The sequence below is a fragment of the Streptomyces sp. NPDC052023 genome, from assembly GCF_044548465.1.
In the GTDB taxonomy this organism is placed as follows: Bacteria; Actinomycetota; Actinomycetes; order Streptomycetales; family Streptomycetaceae; genus Streptomyces.
The window spans coordinates 365717-390318 of record NZ_JBIUBW010000005.1 but is presented as its reverse complement, the minus strand read 5'-3'; the positions used below and the strand labels follow the sequence as shown (position 1 = coordinate 390318).

Sequence of the window (24602 nt, the reverse complement as noted above, 5' to 3'; positions counted from 1 at the left end):
ACGCGAAACTGCTGGCACACAGCCCGCACATGTGTTTAGGTTAGGCTAACCTAAGGGGGCTTCCGATGCAGGAAACGGTGGGCCCCGACCGCGAGTTGGCGGCCTGGGCCGATGGTGTGCTGGCGCGTATCGACGCGCAACAGGGGCTCGACGGCGAGTTGCTCGCCGCGCTGGGGCGCGGTCCGAGCCTGCGCGAGGAGACGCTGGCCCGGATGGCGGAGGCCGTGCGGGCCGCGGCCCTGGGCTTCGGCCCGGCCGGCTGCGCGGCGGCCGCCGGGGTGCCGGAACGGCTGCTGCTGAACTGGCAGGACCACAACCCGTCGTTCGCCGCGGCCATGTCGGGCGCGCGGGCACTGGCCCAGTCGTACGCGTCCGAGGTGAACGGCGCGGCACGTCCGCCGGGCGCCGTCGCGCTGCTGGTGCTGCTCCAGGCGATTCAGGCGGGCGCGCAGCACGCCTCCGCGGCCGCGCTCGCCGGAATGCCCCGTGCGGCCCTCTACCGGCTGCGCAAGGAACGCCCGAAGGTCAACGCGCTGATCCTCGCGGCACGCCGCGCGCGATCCAGGCGGACCGCACGGCGCGGCGTCTCGGCGTACGAGCACCGGTACCGGCTCGTCCGTGTCGACGACGTCCCCGCGAATCCCCAAGGGGGTAGCCGCGAGAGCCAGATCTGATTAGCCTTACCTAAGTTCTGGTGCCCGGTGTATGCGCTGTGACCCCCTTCCGGAGGGATGCGTGAGAGAAGCGGACCTGCCGGGACGGCGTGTCCTGCGGGATGCGGTGGGCGGGCAGCGCCGGGGCGTCGCGCTCGGGGCGGTGCTCGGCATGGGCCACCAGACGGGCGAGGCCCTGGTGCCGGTGCTCATCGGACTGGCCGTCGAACGAGGCGTCGTGGCCGGCGACGCGGGCGGGCTGCTGCTGTGGCTCGGTGTCCTGGCCGTCGTCTACGTCGGGCTCTCCTACAGCTTCCGCTTCGGCGCCCGGGCCGGCGAACGCGCCTCCGTGACCGCCGCGCACCGGCTCAGGACCCAGCTCGTCGGCCGCGTACTCGCCCCGGAGGGCGGCGCGGAGGAAGGCCGGCTGCCCGGGGAACTGGCCAACACCGCGACCGAGGACGCCAAGCGGGTCGGCGCCGTCACGATGGCGCTCATCGTGGGCATCGGCGCCGCCACCGGCCTGGTGGTGGGCGCGGTGGTCCTGCTGCGCATCTCGCTCCCCCTCGGCCTGCTCGTCCTGCTGGGGACGCCACTGCTGCTGTGGCTGGTGCATCTGCTGAGCAAGCCCCTGGAACGCCGCAGCGAGACCGAGCAGGAACGCGCGGCCCGCGCCTCGGGCGTGGCGGCGGACCTCGTGGCGGGGCTGCGGGTGCTCAAGGGCATCGGCGCCGAACCGGCGGCCGTCGCCCGCTACCGCCGCACCAGCCAGGAGTCGCTGACCGCCACCCTGCGCGCGGCCCGTGCCGAGGCATGGCAGAACGGCGTCGTCACGATCCTCACCGGCGCGTTCCTCGCGCTGGTGGCGCTCGTCGGCGGCCGGCTCACCGCACGCGGCGACATCAGCCTCGGGGAACTCGTCTCGTCCGTCGCCCTCGCCCTCTTCCTCATCGGCCCGCTCTCCGAGTTCTCATGGGTCAACGCCGAGCTGGCCCAGGGCCGGGCGTCCGCCGCCCGGATCGCCGAGGTGCTCGGCGCCCCCCGGGCCGTGCCGCCGGGTCCGCCGCAGAGCGGCGCCGTACCGCGCCGGACCGCGGGCCGGCTCCGGCTGAGCGGCCTGTCGTACGGCCCTCTGCGCGAGGTGGACATGGACATCGCCCCGGGCGAGACGGTGGGCGTGGTCACCACCGACCCCGCCGACGCGACGGCCCTGCTGCGCTGCCTGGGCCGCCACGCCGACCCGGCCCGCGGGACCGTGGAGTTGGACGGGACGGAACTGCCCGCGCTGAGTCTCGCGCAGGTGCGCGCGGCGATCCTCGTCGCCGAGCACGACGCCGACCTCTTCGAGGGCACGCTCCTCGACAACGTCACCGCCGGGCACGGCAGCCCCACCGCCGCGCCCGTCACCGCCGCGATCGCCGCGTCGGGCACCGACGAGGTGGTACGCGCCCTGCCCGACGGCACGGCCACCGCCGTCACCGCGCGCGGCCACTCGCTCTCCGGAGGCCAGCGGCAGCGGGTGGCCCTCGCCCGGGCACTGGCCGCCGACGCGCCTGTTCTCGTGCTGCACGAGCCCACCACGGCCGTCGACGCGGTCACGGAGGCAGGCGTCGCCGCCGGGATCAGGGACGTCCGCCGCGGCCGCACCACCGTCCTCGTGACCAACAGCCCCGCGCTGCTCGCCGTGACCGACCGGGTCGTGCTGATCGAGGACGGCAGGGTCACCGCGACCGGCGCCCACGAGCGGCTCGTGCACGACCGCGCCGCCTACCGGACGGCGGTCCTCACATGACCGAGCCCCGCAGTACGGCGCAGGCCCCCCTCCTGCCCGTCGCCACACCCGCCCGCACCCGCGCCGCCGTCGCGGAACTGCTGCGCCCGCAGCGCCCTTTGGCCCTCACCGCGTTCGCCGTGATGGTCGCCTCCACCGCCGTCGGGCTGCTCGTGCAGCCGCTGCTGGGCCGGATCGTGGACCTGGCCGCCGACCGCGGCTCCGTCGACGCCGTCACCACGACCGCGGCGCTTCTCCTGGCCGTCGCCGTGGCGCAGGGCGTCACCGCCGGGTTCGGTCTGTCGCTGATCTCCCGGCTGGGGGAGACAACCCTGGCCCGGCTGCGCGAGCGGTTCGTGGAGCGCGCACTCGGGCTGCCGCTGGAGCGGGTCGAGCGGGCCGGCGCCGGTGACCTCACCGCGCGGGTCACCGCCGATGTCTCCCTCATCGCCGAAGCCATCCGCAACGCCCTGCCCGAACTGGCCCGTTCGCTGCTGACCATCGTCCTCACCCTGGGCGCCCTGGCCCTGCTCGACTGGCGTTTCCTGCTGGCCGCCCTGATCGCGGTGCCCGTCCAGGCGGCCACCGCCCGCTGGTACGTGGCCCGTGCCGTCCCGCTCTACGCCGAGCAGCGCAGGGCCGCGAGCGCGCAGCAGCAGCAACTCCTCGACACCGTCGCGGGCAGTTCCACCGTGCGCGCGTTCCGGCTGGAGCGGGAGCACACCGAGCGGGTGACGGCACGGTCCTGGTCCGTGGTGGCGCTGACGATGCGCGGGGTGCAGCTCGTGCTGGGCTTCTACAGCCGTCTGCACATCGCCGAGTACGCCGGGCTCGCCGCCGTGCTGTTCACCGGCTACTGGCTGGTCCGCGAGGGCTCGGCGTCGATCGGCACCGCGACCGCCGCCGCCCTGTACTTCCACAGCCTGTTCACTCCGGTCAACGCCGCCCTCGTCCTCCTGGACGACGCCCAGTCGGCCACCGCGGGCCTGTCCCGGCTCGTCGGGGTCACCGATCAGCCGCCGCCCCCGGAGGGCACCCGTTCGGTCCGGGCGGGCGGCGTCGACGTCACCGTGCGGGGCCTGCGCCACGCGTACCGGCCCGGACATCCCGTCCTGCACGACATCGACCTGACGATCCGGCACGGCGAGCGGGTGGCCCTCGTCGGCGCCAGCGGCGCCGGAAAGACCACCCTGGCCCGGCTCGTCGCGGGCATCCAGCCACCCACCGCCGGCACCGTCCTGATCGGCGGTGTGCCACCCACCGAACTCGGCGCTGCCGCCACCCGCACGGTCGCCCTGATCACCCAGGAGACCCATGTCTTCGCGGGGCCCCTCGCCGACGACCTGCGCCTGGCCAAGCCCGACGCCACCGACGGCGAACTGCGCGCCGCGCTCGACCGGGTGGACGCCCTCGGCTGGGCCGGGGCACTGCCCGACGGCCTCGCCACCGTCGTCGGGGACGGCGGCCACCGGCTGAGCGGCGCACAGACCCAGGCCCTCGCCCTGGCCCGGCTGATCCTGGCCGATCCGCCCCTGGTGATCCTCGACGAGGCCACCGCCGAGGCGGGCAGCGCGGGGGCCCGCGCCCTGGAGAAGGCGGTCGCGCAGGCGGTGGACGGCCGCACCGCGCTGATCGTGGCTCACCGTCTCAGCCAGGCGGCGACCGCGGACCGCGTCGTCGTCATGGACGCCGGCCGCGTCGTCGAGACCGGCACGCACGACGAACTCCGCGCCGCCGAGGGACGCTACGCCGCCGTCTGGCGGGCGTGGTCGGACACCCGCGACACCGGCACCTGACCCCACGGATGCACCTCGAAACCCCCCGCACCGCCCGGCTCCACAGGAATCCGAAGAACGAAGGACCATCGATGTTCCGCTCCCGCAGAGCACCACGGCTCGCCGCCGCCCTCGCCTCCGCCCTCCTGCTCCTGACCGCCGCCACGGCCTGCGGTAATGACGACTCCGGATCGGACGACAGCGGTGCGGGGTCCCAGGAAGGCGCCTCCGGCGAGTCCGCCTTCCCGGTCACCGTCGCCCACAAGTACGGCAGCACCACGATCAAGTCCGAGCCGAAGCGCATCGTCACCGTCGGCCTCACCGACCAGGACGCCGTCCTCGCGCTCGGCAAGGTCCCGGTCGGCACCACCGAGTGGCTCGGCGGCTACAAGGGCGCCATCGGCCCCTGGGCCGAGGACAAGCTCGGCGGGGCCGAGCCACCGACCGTGCTCAAGGACACCGGCACCGGCCCGCAGGTGGAGAAGATCGCCTCGCTCAAGCCGGACCTGATCCTCGCGGTCTACGGCGGACTGACCAAGGAACAGTACGAGTCGCTGTCCAAGTTCGCGCCCGTCGTCGCCCAGCCGAAGAAGTACAACGACTACGGCGTGCCGTGGCAGGAGCAGACCGAGACGATCGGCAAGGCGCTCGGCAAGCCGGAGGAGGCCGCCAAGGCGGTCGAGGAGACCGAGGCGCAGATCGAGGCGGCCGTCGAGCAGCACCCCGAGTTCAAGGGCCGCACGGCCGTGATGGCCACGCCGTACGAGGGCATGTTCGTCTTCGGCAGCCAGGACCCGCGCTCGCATCTCCTGACCGACCTCGGCTTCTCCCTGCCGGCGGACCTGGACAAGGTGATCGGCGACCAGTTCGGCGCGAACATCAGCAAGGAGCGCACCGACCTGCTCGACCAGGACGCCCTCGTGTGGCAGGTCACGGACGTGACCAAGGACGCCGGCAAACTGCACAAGGACGCCTCCTACAAGGACCTGAACGTGGTCAAGGAGGGTCGCGAGGTCTACGTCAGCGAGAGCAGCGACTACGGCAACGCGCTGTCCATGGGCACCGTTCTCGGCTTGCGGTACGTGGTCGAGCGGCTGGTCCCCCAGCTGGCCGCGGCCGTCGACGGCAAGCCGGACACCAAGGTCGAGCAGCCCGCGTCCTGAACCCGGCATGACGGGGGGCGGTCCCGAGGGACCGCCCCACCGTCATGTTCAGCTGTCCATGGCCTCGGCCAGGCTGCGCGGCCTCATGTCCGTCCAGTGGGTCTCGACGTGGTCCAGGCAGGACTGCCGGTCGGCGGGCCCGTGCACCACCCGCCAGCCGGCCGGCACGTCGACGAAGTCCGGCCAGAGGCTGTGCTGGTTCTCGTCGTTGACCAGCACCAGGAAGACACCCTCGGGGTCCTCGAACGGATTGCTCATGCTGTTCCTCTCCTCATGATTCACGGCCGTGCGGTGCGCTCTGCCCACGCGACCAGCCCTTCCAGCGCCCTGAACCAGGTCTCGGCCAGGTCCTGGACCGTCTCGCGCGGCAGCAGTCCTTCCAGGTAGGACCAGTGGGCGGCCAGCACCGGCCCGTCCGCCCGGTCCTCGGTGACGACGTTGATGCTCAGCGCGTGGCCTTCGCGCATGGCGCCCTCGGGGCCGATGTCGGCCGCGTCCTCCTCGGGCGCGTACGACCAGTCCGTCTCCTCGGGGATGCCGAACCGGCCGAGGTAGTTGAACTCGATCCGCGCCGCTTCGCGGCCCGCCAGTACCTCTCGGGTCCGCGGGTTGAGGTGCCGCAGCATTCCGTACCCGACGCCACCGGCGGGCAGGGAGGCCAGGTGCTCACGGACCCGGCGTACGGCTTCCCCGGCCGCCGGGCCGCCCGCGAAGGCGTCGGCGGGGTCGGCCGGGCCGGGGTCGAGCCGGACCGGGAAGACGCTGGTGAACCAGCCGACCGTACGGGAGAGGTCGATGTCGTCGCCGCCCAGCTCCTCGGTGCGGCCGTGCCCTTCCAGGTCGACCAGGACGGAGGTGCCGGAACCGCCGTGCCGCCGCCGCCAGTCGGCGAAGGCCAGCCCGAGCCCGGCCAGCAGGACGTCGTCGACGCCGGCCCGGAAGGTCGCGGGCACCGTGGACAGCAGCGGCCCGGTGTGTTCGGCGGGCATCCGCAGGACGACCTCCCGCTGGGTGGCCGTCGTGTCGCGGTCCGGTTCCGGTTCGCGGACGAGCGGGAAGGGTTGTGCACCGTCCAGGACGGCCGTCCACACGGGCAGTTCCGCCTCCCTGGCCGGGTCCTGGGCCAGTTCGGTCAGCAGCCGCGACCAGCGCGCGAACGACGTCTCGACCGGGGCGAGCCGCGCGGGCCGCCCGGCGGCGACGTGCTGCCAGGCCGTCGCCAGGTCCGGCAGGAGCACCCGCCAGGACACGCCGTCCACCACCAGGTGGTGGGCCATCAACAGCAGGCGTCCGGGCGTGTCTCCGGCGTCGAACCACACGGCCCTGACCATCACGCCCGCGTCCGGGTCGAGCAGCGCCCGCGCCGCGTGCGCCTGGTCCCGCACGGTCGCGGCGAGCGCCTCGGCGCCGAGGCCCGCCACGTCCACGCGGTCGATCCATCCGGCGGCGTCGACCGCGCCGGGGGGCTGGACGTGCAGCGACCAGTCCTCCGTGGCGTCCGGCGAGGGCCGCACCAAGGTCGCCCGCAGCAGGTCGTGCCGATCGGCCAGCGCCTGGAGCACGGCGGTCAGGCCGGGCAGCTCCAGCTCCGCGGGGGTGCGCACCAGCGCCGCCTGGTGGTACGAGCCGAACGGCCCGCCCAGTTCGCGCAGCCAGTGCATCACCGGGGTGAGCGGCACGGTGCCCGTGCCGTCGTCCGCCGGACGGGAACCGGTCGCGCCGGCGGCCTCGGCGACGGTGCTCAGCGCGGCCACCGTGCGATGGCGGAACACCAGCCGGGGGGTGATGCGGATGCCCGCCGCGCGCGCCCGGCCGACGAGCTGCATCGCGACGATGCTGTCACCGCCGAGGGCGAAGAAGTCGTCGTCCACGCCGACCTGTTCCAGCCCCAGCACCTCGCCTACGACCGTGCAGAGCAGCTCCTCCATGGGGGTGGCGGGCGCACGGCCGGAGGACAGCGCGGAGAAGTCCGGCGCGGGCAGGGCGGCGCGGTCGAGCTTGCCGTTCGCCAGCTGCGGGAAGCGCTCCAGGGTGACCACTGCCGCCGGGACCATGTGGTCGGGAAGCCGTGCGGCGACATGGCCGCGCAGTGCTCCCGGGTCCGGGTCGGTGCCCGGGACCGGGACCACATGGGCCACGAGCAGCTTGCGTGGCCCCTCCTGACGTACCGTCACCACCGCCTGGCTGACGGCGGGATGTCCGCTGAGCGTGGACTCGATCTCGGCGGGCTCGATGCGGAAGCCGCGGATCTTCACCTGGTCGTCGGCGCGGCCGAGGTAGTCGAGGCGCCCGTCGGCGGTCCAGCGGGCGAGGTCGCCGGTGCGGTACAGCCGTGCGCCCGGCTCACCGAACGGGTCGGCCACGAACCGTTCGGCGGTGAGCCCGGGCGCGCCCAGGTAGCCCCGGGCGAGACCGCCGCCCGCCAGGTACAGCTCACCCGTGACCCCGGGCGGCACCGGCTGGAGCAGGCCGTCCAGGACATAGGCGCGGGTACCGGCCACCGGCCGTCCCACGAGGGGGCGTTCGCTGTCGCGGACGCGGGCCACCAGGGCGTCCACGGTGGACTCCGTCGGCCCGTACAGGTTGAACGCCTCGGTGGCGCGCAGCGAGGCGAGCCGTTGCCACTGCGCCGCCGGTACGGCCTCGCCGCCCACGCCGACGACGGCGAGGGGACAGTCGTCGCCGTTCAGCAGCCCGCTGTCGGCCATCTGCGCGAAGAACGACGGGGTGATCTCCAGGAAGTCGAAACGGTGCTCGGCGACGGCGGCCGCGAGCAGTGCGGGATCGCGCCGCACCTCTTCGGACACCACGTGCACGCAGTGCCCGTCGAGCAGCCACAGCTGGGGCTGCCAGGAGGCGTCGAAGAAGAAGGACCAGGCGTGGCCGGCCCGCAGGTGCCGGCGCCCGGTGGCCCGGGCGGCGGGCCGGTACAGCGTCTCGCGGTGGCTGTGGAAGAGATGGCCGAGCGTCTCGTGGGTGACCACGACTCCCTTGGGCCGGCCGGTGGAGCCCGAGGTGTAGATGACGTACGCCGGGTGCCGGGGCGTCAGCGGGGCGGTCCGGTCGGCGTCCGTGAGGCCGGACGCGTCCTGTGCCGCGATCCGCTCGGCCGTGCCGGGCTCGTCCAGGACGAGGGGGTCCGCGCCGGGCGGCAGGGTGGCGGCGAGTGCGCGGGTGGTGAGCGTCAGGACGGGGTGCGCGTCGGCGAGAACGCCGGCCGTGCGGTCCCCGGGCGCGTCGGGGTCGAGCGGCAGGTAGGCCGCTCCCGCCTTGAGCACCGCGAGCACGGCTACCAGGAAGTGCGCGGTGCGCGGCAGGGCGAGGGCGACGTACCGCTCGGGGCCCGCGCCGTGCCGCACCAGGAGGCGGGCCAGCCGGTTGGACTCCCGGTCGAGCTCGGTGAAGCTGAGCTCGACATCGTCGGAGGCGGCTGCGGGCAGGTCCGGGCAGCGGCGCACCGCTTCCTCGAACAGGGCGGGCACGGTAGCCGGCTCCGCGGCGAGCGGACGGCTGTGCCAGCCGCCGCGCAGCCGGGCCTCCTCCGCGGCGTCGAGGATGCCGATGCGCCCGAGCGGCAGGTCCGGGTCCGCGGTGACGGCCCGCAGGATGCGCCGCAGGCGGTCCGCGAAGGACTGCGCGGTCGGGTGGTCGAACAGATCGGCGCTGTACTCCAGCACACCGTCGACGCCGTGGCCGTCGGCCCGCTCCACGAAGTCGAACGACAGGTCGAACTTCGCCGTCGTCTGCGCCACGTCGTCCCGGTACGCCCGCAGTCCGGGCAGTCCGCCACCGTCGTCGCCGGACGCCAGGTACACCACCATCACCTGGAACAGCGGATGCCGGGCCAGCGACCGGGTGGGGTTGAGCACCTCCACCAGGCGCTCGAACGGCACGTCCTGGTGGTCGAAGGCGACGAGGTCGGCCTCCCTCACCCGGGCGAGCAGTTCCCGGAAGGAGGGGTCCCCTGAGGTGTCGGTGCGCAGCACCAGCGTGTTGAGGAAGAACCCGACCAGGTCCTCCAGAGCCGCGTCGGTACGGCCGGAGATGGGGCTGCCGATCGGGATGTCGTGGCCCGCGCCCAGCCTGGTGAGCAGAGTGGCCACGGCGGCCTGCAGCACCATGAACACGCTGACGCCGTGGTCGCGCGCCAGCCGGTGCAGCCCCGCCGCGAGTTCGGCGTCGAGCGAGAGGTCGGCGGAGCCACCCCGGTAGCTCGCCTCCAGCGGGCGGGGCCGGTCGACGGGCAGCGCCAGTTCCTCGGGCAGCCCGGCCAGCGCCTGACGCCAGTGGGCGATCTGACGCGCGGCGAGGCTCAGCGGGTCCTTCTCGTCCCCGAGTACGTCACGCTGCCACAGCGTGTAGTCGGCGTACTGGACCGGCAGCGGCTCCCAGTCGGGGGCCCGACCCGCCGTGCGGGCCGCGTAGGCGAGCGCCAGGTCGCGGTGCAGCGGGACTTCCGACCACTCGTCACCGGCGATGTGGTGCAGCAGGAGCAGCAGTGTCCACTCCCGTTCGCCCGTGCGGAACACATGGACGCGCAAGGGCGGTTCGCGGTCCAGCCGGAAGCCGTACGCCCCGGCCCGCTCCAGCAGCCCGGGCAGCCGGCCGGCATCGGTGTCCTCCACCTCGAACGGGATGCGGACGTCGGCGGCGTCCAGCACGCGCTGGAAGGCCCGGCCCTCCTCGTCGGGGAAGACCGTGCGCAGTGTCTCGTGCCGTACCACCAGGTCGTGCACCGCGGCGCGCAGCGCCTCGACGTCCAGGTCTCCGGTCAGCCGCCAGGCCGTGGGGATGTTGTACGTCGCGGAGGGCCCCTCCACCTGGTACAGCACCCACAGGCGCTGCTGGGCGGAGGAGAGCGGCAGCCGTTCGGGACGCGGCCGGACCGTGAGCGCGGGGCGGGCGGAGTGCCGGTCGTCCGTGAGCCGCTGCGCGAGCCGGGCCACGGTGGGCGCGTCGAACACCGTACGCAGGGACACCTCGGCGCCGAGCGCGGCGCGGATCCGGGCGGTCAGCCGCATGGCCAGCAGCGAGTGGCCGCCCAGGGCGAAGAAGTCGTCGTCGATGCCGACCTCGGGGACGTCGAGCACCGCGGCGAACGCCTCGCGGAGCAGGTCCTCGCGGGGTGTACGGGGCCTGCGTCCCGAGCTGAGCAGGGCGAGGTCCGGCGCGGGCAGCGCCTTCTCGTCGAGCTTGCCGGAGACCGTGCGCGGCAGCGCGGCGACGGTGACGAAGGCGGCCGGGACCATGTGCGCGGGCAGCGCGGCGGCGGCGTGGCCGCGCAACCGCGTCAGGTCGGGCTCGCGGTCCCCCGCCGGCAGCACGTAGGCCACCAGCCGCCGTACGCCCGGGGTGTCCTCGCGCACGACGACGGCGGCGGTCGCCACGTCGGGGTGCCCGGCGAGCAGCGTCTCGATCTCGCCGAGTTCGATGCGGAAGCCGCGCAGCTTGACCTGGCTGTCAGCGCGCCCCAGGAACTCGAGCGTGCCGTCCCGGCGGCGCCGGGCGAGGTCGCCGGTGCGGTACATGCGGCTGCCCGGTGCCCCGAAGGGGTCGGCGGTGAACCGCTCGGCGGTCATGCCGGGCCGGTTCAGATAGCCGCGGGCGAGCCCTTCGCCGGCGAGGTACACCTCGCCCGTGACGCCGACGGGGACGGGCCGCAGGGCGTGGTCGAGGAGGTGGGCGCGGATGTTGCCGACCGGGGCGGCCCAGGCCCCGGACGCGTCGTGGTGCCGGCCGTAGGCGTCCACGGCGCACTCGGTGGGTCCGTACAGGTCGTGGGCCGACACGTCCGCCAGCGCGCACAGCCGCTCCCACAGCGCGGCGGGGATCGCCTCGCCGCCCACGGCGATCACCCCGGGGACGTGACCGCCCGGCTGGAGGAAACCGTGGTGGATCAGCTCGCGCAGATAGGTCGGGGTGACGTCGAGGTAGTCGATCCGCTCCCGCCCCAGGTACGCGAGGAGCGCGGCCGGATCGGCCATGGTGGCCTCGTCGGTCACGTGCAGCTCGTGACCGGCGAGCAGCCACAGCAGCGGGTCCCAGCTGCCGTCGAAGCTGAACGACGCGGCGTGCGCGGCCCGCAGCTCCTGCCTGCCGGCCGCCCGCTCGGCGGGGACGACGACGTCGTCGCGCTGCACGGCGAAGAGGTTGCTCAGACCGCGGTGGGTGCCGACGACGCCCTTGGGCCGGCCGGTGGAGCCGGAGGTGAAGATGACGTACGCGGCACTCGACGGGGCGGGTGTCACGGGGGCCGGGGTCTCGCCGTCGCTGCGGTGGTCCGCCTCGTCGAGCAGTACCGGCTCGCAGCCGTCCGGCAGGCGCGGCGCCAGGGCGGACGTCGTCAGGACGCACAAGGGTGCCGTGTCCCGGAGCATGAACTCCAGCCGGTCGGCAGGGTACTCGGGGTCGAGCGGCAAGTAGGCGGCTCCCGACCGCAGTACACCGAGCAGGGCGGGGACCATCAGGTGCCGCGGCAGGGCAAGCCCGACCACCGTCTCGGGCCCCGCTCCGCGGCGCAGCAGCAGCCGGGCCACCGCGTCCGCCCGCTCCGCCAGCTCCCGGAAGCTGAGCCGTTCGCCCCCGGCCACGAGCGCCGGGGCGTCGGGCCGGGCACGGACGATGTCGTCGAGGATCTCCGGCACGGACCGGGTCTCCAGCGGCCTGGCCGTGTCGTTCCACACGGTCGTGGCGGCCGACTCCTCGTCGGCCGTGAGGACGGTCAGCGAGCCCACCGGGCGTGCGCCATCCCGGGCGACCTGCTCCAGCAGGCTCACCAGCCGCTCGACGAGCCGGGCGGCGGTGTCCGCGTCGGTCAGATCGGTCGCGTACTCCAGCAGCAGCACCATGTCGCGTCCGGCGCCGTGGTCGACGAACGTGAAGTCCAGGTCGAACTTGGCCATACCGGTGTCCATCTCGAACCACTCGGTCGGCAGCCCGAACAGGCCGGGGTCACCGCCGGGCCGGTGGTGGTAGCCGAGCATCACCTGGAACAGCGGGTTGCGGTCGGCGACGCGGGCGGGGTTGACGGCCTCGACCACCCGGTCGAACGGCACGTCCTGGTGCTCGAAGGCGGCGAGCGCGGCTTCCCGTACCCGGCCGAGGAGTTCGGCGAAGGTCGGGTCGCCGGAGAGGTCCGTGCGCAGGACGAGCGTGTTGACGAAGAAGCCGACCAGGTCGTCCACCGCGCTGTCGGTGCGCCCCGCGATCGGCGCGCCCAGCGGGATGTCGTCGCCCGCTCCGAGCCGGTGCAGCAGCGCCGCCGTCGCCGCCTGGAACAGCATGAACATGCTGACCTGGTGGCCGGCCGCCAGCTCCCGCAGCGCGGCGGCCGTCGCGTCCGGCAGGTCCCGGCGGACGGTGGCGCCCCGGCCGGTGGTGCGGGCCGCGCCGGGGCGGTCCAGCGGCAGCGGGATCTCCTCCGGCAGGTCGCGCAGGGTGCGCGTCCAGTAGGCGAGTTGTGCGTCGCCGACGTCGGCGAGCAGGCGTTCCTGCCACAGCGTGTAGTCGGCGTACTGCACCGGCAGGGGTGCCTCGTCCGGCTGCTCTCCGGCCGCGCGGGCCGCGTAGGCGCGGTTCAGGTCGGTCAGGAACGGCCGGTCCGACCACTCGTCGGTCGTGATGTGGTGCAGCACCAGCGCCACCACGTGGTCCTCGGCTCCCAGCCGCAGGACCTCGGCCCGGACGGGAAGTTCGGCGCTCAGATCGAAGGGGCGGCGCTGGGCCGCCTCGATCCGCGCGGCGAGCTCCTCCTCGGCGCAGTCGGTCACCCGGACGCCGGGCTCGACCGCGCCGGGCGGCGCGATCCACTGGTACGGCTCGCCGTCCTCCGTCACGAACCGTGTCCGCAAGGCTTCATGACGGCTCGTCACATCACGCAGGGCGGCCCGCAGGGCGTCGAGGTCCAGTGCTCCGCGCACCCGGACGACCAGCGGGAAGTTGTACGCGACGCCCCCGCCGGTGATCCGTTCCACCAGCCACAGCCGCCGCTGGGCCGCAGACAGCGGCACCCGTGCGGGACGCTCGGCCGCGGGTACGGGCTCCAGCACCGGCCGGACGGGGCGCCCCGCCTCCCCGCGCAGCGCCAGCGCCTCGGGCGTCGGTGCCTCGAACAGGTCCCGGATCGCAAGCTCCGCGCCCAGTTCGGTGCGGGCCCGGCTGATCAGCCGGGTGGCCAGCAGCGAATGGCCGCCCAGGTCGAAGAAGTTGTCCTCCGCGCCGGTGCGCGGCAGCCCCAGCACCTCGGCGAAGAGACGGCACAGCACCTCCTCGGCCGGCGTGCGCGGTCCGCGGCCCTCCGACAGGGCCACCGCGGGCTCGGGGTCCGGCAGTGCCCGCACGTCGAGCTTGCCGTTGTCGTTCATCGGCAGCCGCGGCAGGACCACGAAGGCGGCCGGGACCATGTAGCCGGGCAGGCGCTGTCCCAGGTCCTCACGCAGCCTGCGGACGAGCGCGCCGTTGCCGCGGGTGGCGGTGGGGGTGTTGGCGTAGGGGGCGGTGCCCCGGTCGGGGCGGGGGCGGTGCAGGCCCGAGGTGCGCCGGGGCTCCGGGCCACGCACGAACACGGCGTCGAAGTGGCCGGGTTCCTCCGACCAGGTGGTCAGGACCCGGTAGCCACGGGACTCCCCCAGTGACCGCAGCCGCTCGGGCTCCTCGCCCGCCGGAGCGGGGACGGGCCGTCCGGCGTCCATCGCCCGCGTCGCCGCGAGGTCGTCCGCCGTACGCGCGTCGGGTATGCGGCGGACCCGGAGCAGGTCCACGCCGTCCAGGCGGGCGCCGAGGTCACCCGTCCCGGTCCAGTCCAGTACGGGGGCGTCGTCGACCCACACGGCGCCCTCGCCCTCGTACAGCACCACGTCGTAGCGGTACCGGGTGAGTTCGTTGTGGTGCCGTCCCGCCTTGGTGCGCAGCTCGACGCCGACGCCGAGGGTGCTGAACCAGTCCGGGTCGACGAGGAGTTCCTTCTCCAGGGCGAGGCCGCGGTCGACGGCCCGGCGCAGCGCCGCCGGGCCGGTGTCCGCGCCCGCGCGGGCGAGCTGGACGCCCGTCTGGAACACCCGTGCCTGCCGCAGGTCGCGCACGTCACCGAGGAACAGGGCGCCGCCCGGCGCGAGCAGGCCCATGGCGCCTCGGATCACCTTGCGCAGGTGTTCCAGGCTCGGGAAGTACTGCACCACGGAGTTGATGACGACCGTGTCGAAGAACCCGGCCGGCAGGCCGGCGGTCACCTCTGCGGCCTGGCAGCGCAGTTCGACCTTCCGCGCAAGGCCGGGGTCGGCCTTCAGGTCCTCGCCGATCTTGCGGATCACGGGCGCCGCGAAGTCCGTCGCCCAGTAGGACTCGGCGTCGGGAGCGAGTCGCGACAGCAGCAGGCCGGAGCCGACGCCGATCTCCAGGATCCGCCGCGGCCGCAGCTCGCGGATGCGCTCCACGGTGGCCTCGCGCCACTCGCGCATGTGCTCCACGGGGATGGGCGCGCCGTCGTAGGAGCTGTCCCAGCCCGCGAAGTCCTCGGTGAGGACGGCCGTGCCGATCTCGGTGTACTCGGCGGAGTAGATCTCCTGCCATTCGCCGATCTGGTCGCGCTCGGCCGTCCGGAGGGCCTCGGCGTCGGGCTCCGCCGGGACGACGTAGCCCACCAGCCGCTTGGTGCCCGGGGCGTTCGTGTCGTCGCGGGCGACGACGGCGGCCTGGGACACCTCGGGGTGCTGGGCGAGCACCGTCTCGATCTCGCCGAGCTCCACCCGGTGGCCGCGGATCTTGACCTGGTCATCGGTGCGGCCGAGGAAGTCGAGGTTGCCGTCCGGGCGGCGCCGCACCAGGTCACCGGTGCGGTACACGCGCTCGCCCGGCCGCCCGTACGGGTCGGCCACGAACCGCTCCGCCGTCAGGCCGGGCCGGTCGAGGTAGCCGCGGGCCAGCCCCACGCCCGCGATGTACAGCTCGCCCGCCACACCGTCCGGGACGGGGCGCAGCCAGGGGTCGAGGATGCGGGCGCGGGTGGCGCGGATCGGGCGGCCCACGGTGGGGGTGGCACTGTCGTGGGTGCCGCCGCCGAGGGTGTTGATCGTGTACTCGGTGGGTCCGTACAGGTTGTAGCCGTACGTCCCCTCGGTGTCCCGCAGGGTGTTCCACACCGTCTCGGTGACCGCTTCGCCGCCGAGCAGCACCAGCGGTGGCCGGTGCCCCTCCAGCAGGCCCTCCTCGATGAGGAGATGGGCGTAGGTGGGCGTCACGTTCACCACGTCGACGCGGTGCTCCTCGCAGTACGCCACCAGCGCGGTGGCGTCACGGCGCAGTTCCTCGTCGCAGACGTGCACCTCGTGGCCCTCGACCAGCCACAGCAGCTCCTCCCAGGACATGTCGAACGCGAACGACACGGTGTGCGCGATGCGCAGCCGCCGCCCGCCCGCCGAGGCGATCGCCGGGGCGAAGATCTCCTTCTGGTGGTTGAGCTGCATGTTCGTCAGGCCGACGTACGGCGTGACCACGCCCTTGGGGCGGCCGGTGGAACCGGAGGTGTAGATGACGTACGCGGGGTGGTCGAGGCTGAAGGTGACGTCCACGGCGTCGGCGGGCAGACCCGTGAGCTCGGCCGCCACCTCCGGGTCGTCGAGCAGGACGCGTGGGGTGTCGCCCGTCAGTGTCCGTGACACGGCCCCCGTCGACAGCAGGAGCAGCGGGCGGGCGTCGGCGAGCATCAGCGACAGCCGCTCCGCCGGGTGGTCCAGCTCCAGCGGCAGGTACGCGGCCCCGGTGCGCAGCACCGCGAACAGCGCCACCACCATGTCGATCGAGCGCGGCAGGCCCAGCGCGACGACCTTCTCGGGTCCCGCGCCGCGCGCGAGGAGCAGCCGGGCCATCCGGTTGCAGCGGGCGTCGAGTTCGGCGTAGGTGACGGTCTGGGCGCCGAAGACGAGGGCCGTCGCGTCCGGTGTGCGGGCGGCCTGGGCGGCCAGCATGTCCGCGACCGTCTCGTGCGGCACCGGCCGGCGGTTCGCGGCCTCCTCGCGGGCCAGCGCGGCGGCCTCGGCGGGCAGCAGCGCATCCAGCGAGCCGACGGGGGCGGCCGGGTCGGCCACCAGCCGCCCGACCAGGAGCACGAACCGGTCCAGCAGGCTCCGCGCGTACGCGTCGTCCAGGAGGTCCGGACGGTAGGCGAGGGTGACGCGGACCCGCTCGCCGGGGGTGACGACCAGGTTGGCCGGGTAGTGGGTGGCGTCCACATTGGCGACGGCGCTCGCCCCGTGCCGGTCGCGCAGTTCGGCGAGCCGCTCGTCGGTGTCGGCGTTGCGCAGCACGAACAGCGTGTCGAACAGGCGCCGGTGACCGGTCTCGGCCTGGAGGACGCCCAGGCCGAGGTACTCGTGCGGCATCAGCTCCAGCCGCTCCGCCTGGATCCTGCGCAGCAGCGTGAGCACCGGCTCGCGCGGGTCCAGGGCGATGCGCGCGGGGACGGTGTTGAGGAACATGCCGATGACGTTCTCGACGTCCGGCACCTCGCTCGGCCGGCCGGCGACCGTCGTGCCGAAGACGACGTCGTCGCGGCCCGTGGCGCCGGCGAGGACGAGGCCCCAGGCGGCGTTGAGCACCGTGTTGAGGGTCAGACCGTGCCGGCGGGTGGTGTCGCGCAGCCGCTCGGCCGCCTCCGGTGCGAGGACGGCGTCGAGGTGTTCCGGGATCACCGGCTCCAGGCCCCGGTCGTCGACGGCCGGCACCAGCAGCGTCGGCTCGTCGAAACCGGCCAGGGCGCTGCGCCAGGCACGCGTCGCGTCGCTGTCGTCCTGCCGCTCCAGCCAGGTCAGGTAGTCGCGGTAGGAGCCGGGGCGGGCCAGGTCCGCGGGGTCGCCGCCGCTGTCGTACAGCGCGAACAGCTGGTCCAGGAAGAGCCAGGCGGACCAGCCGTCCCACAGGATCAGATGGCGGCCGACGACGAGCCGGTCCCCGCGCGCCTCGCCGAGCCGGATCAGCAGCATCCGGAACAGCAGGGGGCGGCTCAGGTCGAAGCGCCGGGAGCGCTCCTCGTCCATCAACCCGGCCATTCGCCGGTCCTGTTCGGCCGGCGGCAGTCCGGACAGGTCCACCTCCGTCAGCGGGACCTCGGCGTCGCGCACGATGAACTGCACGGGCTCGCGCAGGCCTTCGCTGGTGAACCCGGCGCGCAGGCTCGGGTTGCGGTCGAGCAGGGTGCGGGTCGCCGCCCGCAGCCGCTCGGCGTCCATCCGCCCGGCGAGGTCGAAGGACTCGTGGACCGTGTAGACGTCGAGGGAGCTGTCGTCGAACGTGGAGTGGAAGAACAGGCCCTCCTGGAGCGGGGCGAGCGGCCACACGTCCTCGACACGGCCTGGGGCCAGCTGTTCGACCCGGGCCCGCTCCTCCTCGGTGAGGGTGAAGGCCGAGGCGGGCTGCGCGGTCCCGGCGGGCTCGCGCACGGTCACGGCCGCCGCGAGCGCGGCCGGTGTGCGGTGCTCGAAGACGTCCCTCGGATCGAGCACCAGGCCGGCGCGGCGGGCCCGGCTGGAGACGGCGATGGAGCTGATGCTGTCGCCGCCGAGCAGGAAGAAGTCGTCGTCCACGCCGACGTCCCCGAGCTTGAGCACGGCGGCGAAGATCTCCGTGAGCAGCGCCTCCCGCGGATCGCGCGGGGCGCGGGCGGCGGCTCGCACGGCCCGGGGGGCGGGCAGCGCGGCCCGGTCCAGCTTGCCGCTGGGGGTCAGCGGCAGGGCGTCGAGGACCACGTAGGCACCGGGCACCATGGGGGCGGGGAGGGCGCCGGACAGGGCGTCGCGCACAGCCATGACGTCCACGTCGGTCCTCGCCACCAGGTAGGCGACGAGCGCGTCGTCCCGTACGGTCACGGCGGCCTGCGCCACCTCGGGCAGGCGCACCAGCGCGGCCTCGATCTCGCCGGGTTCGATGCGGTTGCCGCGCAGTTTGACCTGCCGGTCCGTGCGGCCCAGGTACTCGACGACGCCGTCCGCGCGGCGCCGCACCAGGTCGCCGGTGCGGTACATGCGGCTGCCGGGCGGGCCGTAGGGGTCGGCGGTGAACCGTTCGGCGGTGAGCGCCGGGCGGCCGTGATAGCCGCGCGCCAGCTGCACGCCCGTCAGGTACAGCTCGCCCGGGACGCCGTCCGGCACGGGCCGCAGGCAGGAGTCCAGCACCCGCAGTCCGGTGTTCCACACGGGCCGCCCGATGGGCACGGTCGTACCCGGGGCACCGTCGTACGGGTGGTGGGTGACGTCGACGGCGGCCTCGGTCGGGCCGTACAGGTTGTGCAGGGGTACGCCGGTCAGCTCGCGCCAGCGGCTCGCGGCGGCCACCGGCAGCGCCTCGCCGCTGCTCAGCACCCGGCGCAGGGACGCCGCCCAGGCGGGGTCGGCGGTGACGTCGTCCGACCGGAGGAACGCCTCCAGCATGGACGGCACGAAGTGCATCGTGGTGATGCCCTGCTCGCGCACGAGCGCCGCGAGGTACGCCGGGTCGCGGTGACCGTCGGGCCGGGCGAGGACCACGGCCGCGCCTTCCAGGAGCGGCCAGAAGAACTCCCACACGGACACGTCGAAGCTGGACGGTGTCTTCTGCAGCACCCGGTCGTCGGCGCGCAGCCCGTAGGCGCCCTGCATCCAGGCGAGCCGGTTGACGATCGCGCGATGGGTGACGACCACGCCCTTGGGCTGGCCGGTCGAGCCGGAGGTGTAGATGAGATAGGCGGGGTCGTCGGGGCGGGCCGCCGTGCGCCCGGTGACCGGCTCCCCGTCCGTCTCGGGGGCGTCGAGCAGCAGGACCGAGGGTGCCTGCCGGGGCAGCCGTCCGGCGGTCGCGGACAGCGTCAGCACCGTCGTGGCGCCGGAGTCGGCGAGCATGTGGGCCACCCGGTCCGCCGGGTAGTCCAGGTCCACCGGCAGATAGGCGGCACCCGACTTCAGTACGGCGACCAGGGCGACCATCAGCTCCACCGACCGCGGGACCGCGACCGCGACGAACGCCCCGGGACCCGCCCCGCGACCACGCAGCCGGGCGGCCAGCACCTCGGCGCGGGCGTCGAGTTCCGCGTAGGTCAGCCGTTCGTCCCCGTGGACGACGGCGGTGGCGTCCGGGGTGCGGGCGGCCTGCGCCGCGTACGCCTCGGCCAGGGTGGTCTCCGGGACGAGGCGTTCCTCGCCCGCCGGGTGGGCGCGCAGTGCCTCGTCGGGCGACAGCAGTTCGACGGCGGCGGCGGGGCGCGCCGGGTCGTCGGCGATCGCCTCCAGGATGCGGGCCAGCCGGTCGCCGAGCGCGCGCACGGCGTCGGCGCCCAGCCGTTCCGTGTGGTGCTTGAGCCGCAGGTCCAGCCGCCGGCCGGGCTTGACGACGAGGGCGAGCGGATAGTGGACGGCGTCGTGGAACGCGTCGCCGGTGATCCGGACGCTGCCCGAGGGGTCCCGCAGGTCCGTCTCGGCGGGATAGTTCTCGAAGACCACGAGGGTGTCGAAGATCTCGCCCCCGCCCGCGTGCCCGGCCAGCCGCTGGATCTCGGCGAGGCCGAGGTGCTGGTGGTCGAGGAGCCGTGCCTGTTCCTCCTGGAGCCGGACGAGCAGCTCCCCGAGCGGCTCACCCGGGGCCCAGCGGAAGCGGGTCGGCAGGGTGTTGATGAACAGGCCCACCATCGCGGCGATGCCGTCGACCTCGCTGTCCCGGCCGGAGACGGTGGTGCCGAACACCACGTCGTGCCGGCCCGTCAGTCTGCCCAGCAGCAGCCCCCAGGCGGCCTGGACGACCGTGCCGAGAGTGACGCCGTGGGCGCGGGCCCGCTCGGTGAGGCGCGCGGTCGTCGACTCGGGCAGCTCCACACGGATGTGCGCCGGCCGCACCGGCGCGTCGGTGCCCGGGCCGTCCACGAGCCGGGTGGGCTCGTCGAGACCGGCGAGGGCGGTGCGCCAGGCGTCGCGGGCCGCGTCACGGTCCTGAGCCGCGAGGCGGCGCAGGAAGGCGCGGTAGGGGGTGACGTCGGCGAGGGGCGGCGCGTCGTCGCCGTAGCAGGCCATCAGCTCGCGGTGCAGGACCGGCAGGGACCAGCCGTCGGCCACGATGTGGTGGAACGTCAGGACGAGCCGGCTGCGGTGGGCGCCGAGCCGGACCAGGGCGCAGCGCAGCAGCGGCGGCATGGCCAGGTCGAAACCGCGGGCCCGCTCGTCCTCGGCCACCGCGTCGCCGAGCGATTCGCGGACCTCGCCGTCCTGGGCCGACAGGTCGACCTCCCGCCACGGCAGCTCGGCGTCCCGGGTGATGATCTGGACGGGGGTGCCGTCCGCGCGCCGGCGGAACGCGGCCCGCAGGGGCGCGTGCCGGTCCAGCAGGCGCTGCGCGGCGCGGCGCAGGGTGGAGCCGTCGACCGGCCCGGCCAGGTCCAGGACCTGCTGCACCACGTAGGCGTCGCCGTGCGGACCGCCGTTCAGCGCGTGGAAGAAGAAGCCCTGCTGGAGCGGGGTGAGCGGGAGCAGTTCCTCGACGGCCAGCGGCCGCGCCCCCTGGATCCCGGCCAGTTCGGCGGCGCCGCCCTCCACCAGCGGGTGGTCGGCGGTGTGCTCGTCGGTCCGTTCGACGGCCGCCTTCGCGAGGGCCTCCACCGTGCGGTGCCGGAACACGTCACGGGTGGTGAGCCGAAGTCCCGCCTCACGGGCCCGGACCAGCAACTGGATGGCGGTGATGCTGTCGCCGCCGAGGGCGAGGAAGTCGTCCTCGGCCGTCACCGAGTCCAGCCCGAGCACGCCGGCGTACAGCCCGCACAGCAGCTTCTCGCGGGCGGTGCGCGGCGGCCGGCCGGAGCTCATCGCCGAGCGGTCCGGGACGGGGAGCGCCTTGGCGTCGATCTTGCCGCTGGGGGTGACGGGCAGGGCGTGCAAGGGGACGAAGGCCGAGGGGACCATGTGGTCGGGCAGCCACTCGGCAGCGTGCGCGCGCAGGGTGCGCATCAGCGCGGTCACGTCGCGGAAGGGGGCGGGGCGGTTCGCGAGGGGATACGCCCCGGCCGTGCGGTAGGGCCCGCGGAGCGGGCCGTCGAGGGCGAGGAGCACGTCGAGCGCGCCGTCGTCGGCGGCGCCGTCCCAGGTGAGGGCCGCAGCGTAGCCGTGCTCGGCGGCCAGGCGTTCGATGTCCTCGGGGTCGGCGCCGGGTGCCGCCTCCTGGCCGCTGCCGTCGAGTCGCCGCAGGTCGGTCAGGTCGTCGGCGAGCCGGGCGTTGGGCACCGCGGTGACCCGCAGCCGCCGCGGCCGCTCGGCGAGCACTTCGGCGAGGCCTGCCGTGCCACCGACGGCGGCCCAGTGAACCTCTCGTTCCTGCGGGACGCCGGGCGCGGTTGCCGCGGGGCGCAGGACGACGTCGTAGCGGTAGCGGCTCAGCTCGTTGTGATGGGCGGCCCGCTTGATGCGGATGTCGGCGTCGAAGCCGTCGAGCGTGGCGAAGAAGTCCGGGTCGAGGAGCAGTTCGCCCTCCCAGCGCACCGACTGCTCGACGGCCGCGCGCAGGGCGCTCTTGTCCGGCTCCTCCTCACCCGCCGCCCGCCTGGTCTCGACGGCGCAGCGCAGGGTGCGCAGCAGGCGCAGATTGCGTACGTCGCCGACGAAGACGCTTCCGCCGGGCGCGAGCAGCGCCGAGACCCGGCGCAGTACGTCGTGCAGGTACTCGGCGCTCGGGAAGTACTGGGCGACGGAGTTCAGGACGACGGTGTCGAAGTACCCGGTGGGCAGCCCGTCGGTGTCGTGCGCGGGGCGGGCGCGCAGTTCGACCTTGGCGGCAAGGTCCGGGTCGGACGCCACCTGGGCGCGCAGCGCGTCGATCGCCTGCCGGGAGAGGTCCGTGCCCCAGTACGTCTCGCAGTCCGGCGCGATCCGGGACAGGATCAGACCGCTGCCGACGCCGATCTCCAGCACCCGGCGGGCGGTGCCGAGTCCGCGGATCCGCTCGACGGTGGCGTCCCGCCACTCGCGCATCTCCTCGACGGGGATCGGCCGGCCGTCGTACATGCTGTTCCAGCCCGCGAAGTTCTCGCGGAAGCTCTCGGAACCGGCGGCCGCGTAGAGGAGTTCGTGCAGGTCCTTCCACTCCTCGACCTGCGCGTCCGGGTCCTCGCCGCGAGGTCCGTCCAGGGCGGGCACGACGTAGGCGGCGAGGCGCCGGTCGCCGGGGCGGTCCTCGCGGGCGACCACGGTGACCTGGTCGACGGCCGGGTGGCCGCGCAGCACGGACTCGATCTCGCCGGGCTCGATGCGGAAACCGCGGATCTTGACCTGGGCGTCGGCGCGGCCGAGGAACTCCAGCCGCCCGTCGGCCTTCCAGCGGACCAGGTCGCCCGTGCGGTACAGGCGTTCGCCGGGCGCGCCGAAGGGGTCGGCGACGAACCGCTCGGCGGTCAGGTCCGGGCGCCCCAGGTAGCCGCGCGCGAGGCCCGCTCCCCCGAGGTACAGCTCACCGGTGACACCGGCGGGCACCGGCCGGAGGAAGGCGTCGAGGACGTACGCGCGCGTGCCGGGGTCGGGCACGCCGATGGGCACGATGGCACCGGCCGGGATGTCCGGATCGCACAGTCCGAGGGTGGAGTTGGTGGTGGCCTCCGTCGGTCCGTAGGCGTTGAACATCATCCGGCCGCGCGCGTAGCGGCCCACCAGCTCCGGCGACACCCGCTCGGTGCCTGCCAGCAGCGTGGCCGTGGGCGGCAGCCGGACGTCGTCGGGCATGGCGGCGAGCAGCGCGGGCGGCAGGATCATGAACGTGATGCCGTGGGCGTTCGCGTAGTCGGCGAGCGGCGCGCCGGGCACCCGCCGTTCGGCCGGTACGACGACCAGCCGGCCGCCGGAGAGCAGGCCGAGGCACAGATCCCAGAAGGCGACGTCGAAGCTGGGCGAGGCGAACTGCAGCACCCGGCTGTGCGGCCCGATGCCGAACCGCTCGCTCTGCGTGGCGACGAGCTTCGCGACACCGGCGTGGGAGAGGACGACGCCCTTGGGACGGCCGGTCGAGCCCGACGTGTAGATGACGTAGGCGGCGTTGAGGAGGGAGACGGGCGCGGCGGGGTCGTGGGGCGGTCGCCCGGCCAGCTCGGCCGCGGTGGCGGGCGAGTCGAGTACGAGCAGGGTCATGCCGTCCCGCTCGGGGAGCTCCCGCGCGGTCTCCCCGGTGGTGACCATGCAGACCGGTGCGGCGTCGCCGAGCATGTACGCGATGCGGTCGACCGGGTAGTCGTGGTCGATCGGCAGATAGGCGGACCCGGACTTGAGGACGGCGACCTCGGCGACGATCAGGTCGGTGGAGCGCGGCAGCGCCAGCGCGACGATGGCTTCGGGACCGGCGCCCCGCGCGACCAGGGCGTGCGCGAGCCGGTTCGCCCGCGCGTCCAGCTCGGCGTAGGTGAGTTCCTCGTCCTCGAAGACCAGCGCCACGGCCTCGGGACGCGCCCGCACCTGCTCGGCGAACATCGCGGGCCAGGTGAGCGGCGGCACGGTGTGCCCGGTGGCGTTCCACTCGTCGACGACCTGCCGCAGCTCGTCCGGGCCCATCAGGTCGAGCCGGGCGACGGGGGTGCCGGGGCGGGCGAGGGCGGCGGTGAGGAGGACCAGGTAGTGGCCGAGCAGGCGCTCCACGGTGGTGCCGTCGAAGAGCCGGGGATCGTAGGTGGCCCGCGCCTCGCCGTCCCGCACCTCCAGCACCACGTCGGCCGGCCCGGGCAGGTCCCCGGCCGGCCGCGCGGCGGTCGCGAACACCGTGTTGAAGAACAGGCCGCCACCCCGCGTCGGCCGTGGCCGCAGCTCGTCGACGAGGAGTTCGGCGGGCACCCGGTGGGTCTGCGCCTCGTCCCACGCCTCGGTCACGCGGCGCACCAGTTCCTGGAAGGTGGGCTCGTGGTCCACGGAGACGCGCACCGGGAGCCCGTCGTGGCCGACGGTGAGGTCCGGCGCGCCGCTGTAGCGGTGCAGCAGGGCGACGAACGCGGCGAGCAACTCGGCGTCGCCGGCCTCCGGCACACCGGCGAGGGTGCGGGTCTCGCGTTCCGCCCCCGGCGTCGCGGGACAGGGCCGGTCGGTCGGCAGGGATATCTCCAGCGGGAGCGGTGTGAGCATCCGCCGCCAGTACGCCAGCACTTCTTCGGAACCGCACACAGCAGCGTGCCTCCCCAGCGGGTCTGTCCCGGCCCTGGGCCGGGGGTCGGCGACATACTAAGGTAAGGGTTACCTAATTCACAGGGCAGGCACATGGTTCATCAAGG

6 protein-coding genes are annotated in these 24602 nt (G+C 74.3%); 4 read left to right on the top strand and 2 right to left on the bottom strand.

What is annotated here, in order from left to right; all coding sequences use genetic code 11:
• The first annotated feature begins 65 nt into the window (after positions 1 to 65).
• The 4 genes from ACIHCM_RS14360 to ACIHCM_RS14345 all read left to right on the top strand — a co-directional run bounded on the left by ACIHCM_RS14360 (position 66) and on the right by ACIHCM_RS14345 (position 5362).
• Entirely contained in the window at positions 66 to 674 is a 609-nt protein-coding gene (locus ACIHCM_RS14360; RefSeq protein WP_399894337.1) for a hypothetical protein, read from the top strand.
• A 61-nt stretch (positions 675 to 735) separates the two neighbouring features.
• Positions 736 to 2445 carry an ABC transporter ATP-binding protein gene (locus tag ACIHCM_RS14355; protein WP_399894333.1) on the top strand — a complete coding sequence of 570 codons (1710 nt, stop codon included), beginning with the start codon at positions 736 to 738 and terminating at the stop codon, positions 2443 to 2445.
• Positions 2442 to 4220: an ABC transporter ATP-binding protein gene (locus ACIHCM_RS14350; RefSeq protein ID WP_399894330.1), complete on the top strand. Its 1779-nt coding sequence runs from the start codon at positions 2442 to 2444 to the stop codon at positions 4218 to 4220. The genes ACIHCM_RS14355 and ACIHCM_RS14350 overlap by 4 nt, the downstream gene beginning before the upstream one ends.
• A 71-nt stretch (positions 4221 to 4291) precedes the next feature.
• Positions 4292 to 5362, top strand: coding sequence for an iron-siderophore ABC transporter substrate-binding protein (locus ACIHCM_RS14345; RefSeq protein ID WP_399894326.1), 1071 nt, complete (start codon positions 4292 to 4294; stop codon positions 5360 to 5362).
• Positions 5363 to 5410: 48 nt separating this feature from the next.
• Here the strand turns inward: ACIHCM_RS14345 and ACIHCM_RS14340 are convergent, their stop codons facing one another.
• Together ACIHCM_RS14340 and ACIHCM_RS14335 are read right to left on the bottom strand one after the other, a co-directional pair.
• Positions 5411 to 5620 carry an MbtH family protein gene (locus tag ACIHCM_RS14340; protein WP_399894323.1) on the bottom strand — a complete coding sequence of 70 codons (210 nt, stop codon included), beginning with the start codon at positions 5618 to 5620 and terminating at the stop codon, positions 5411 to 5413.
• Positions 5621 to 5640: 20 nt separating this feature from the next.
• Positions 5641 to 24495 carry an amino acid adenylation domain-containing protein gene (locus tag ACIHCM_RS14335; RefSeq protein ID WP_399894320.1) on the bottom strand — a complete coding sequence of 6285 codons (18855 nt, stop codon included), beginning with the start codon at positions 24493 to 24495 and terminating at the stop codon, positions 5641 to 5643.
• Between the last annotated feature and the right edge of the window lie 107 nt (positions 24496 to 24602).

Bases quoted from the DNA above. Each gene is read 5' to 3' on its own strand.
- ACIHCM_RS14360 (WP_399894337.1), top strand. From the start codon at position 66: ATGCAGGAAACGGTGGGCCCCGACCGCGAGTTGGCGGCCTGGGCCGAT.
- ACIHCM_RS14350 (WP_399894330.1), top strand. From the start codon at position 2,442: ATGACCGAGCCCCGCAGTACGGCGCAGGCCCCCCTCCTGCCCGTCGCC.
- ACIHCM_RS14345 (WP_399894326.1), top strand. From the start codon at position 4,292: ATGTTCCGCTCCCGCAGAGCACCACGGCTCGCCGCCGCCCTCGCCTCC.
- ACIHCM_RS14340 (WP_399894323.1), bottom strand. From the start codon at position 5,620: ATGAGCAATCCGTTCGAGGACCCCGAGGGTGTCTTCCTGGTGCTGGTC.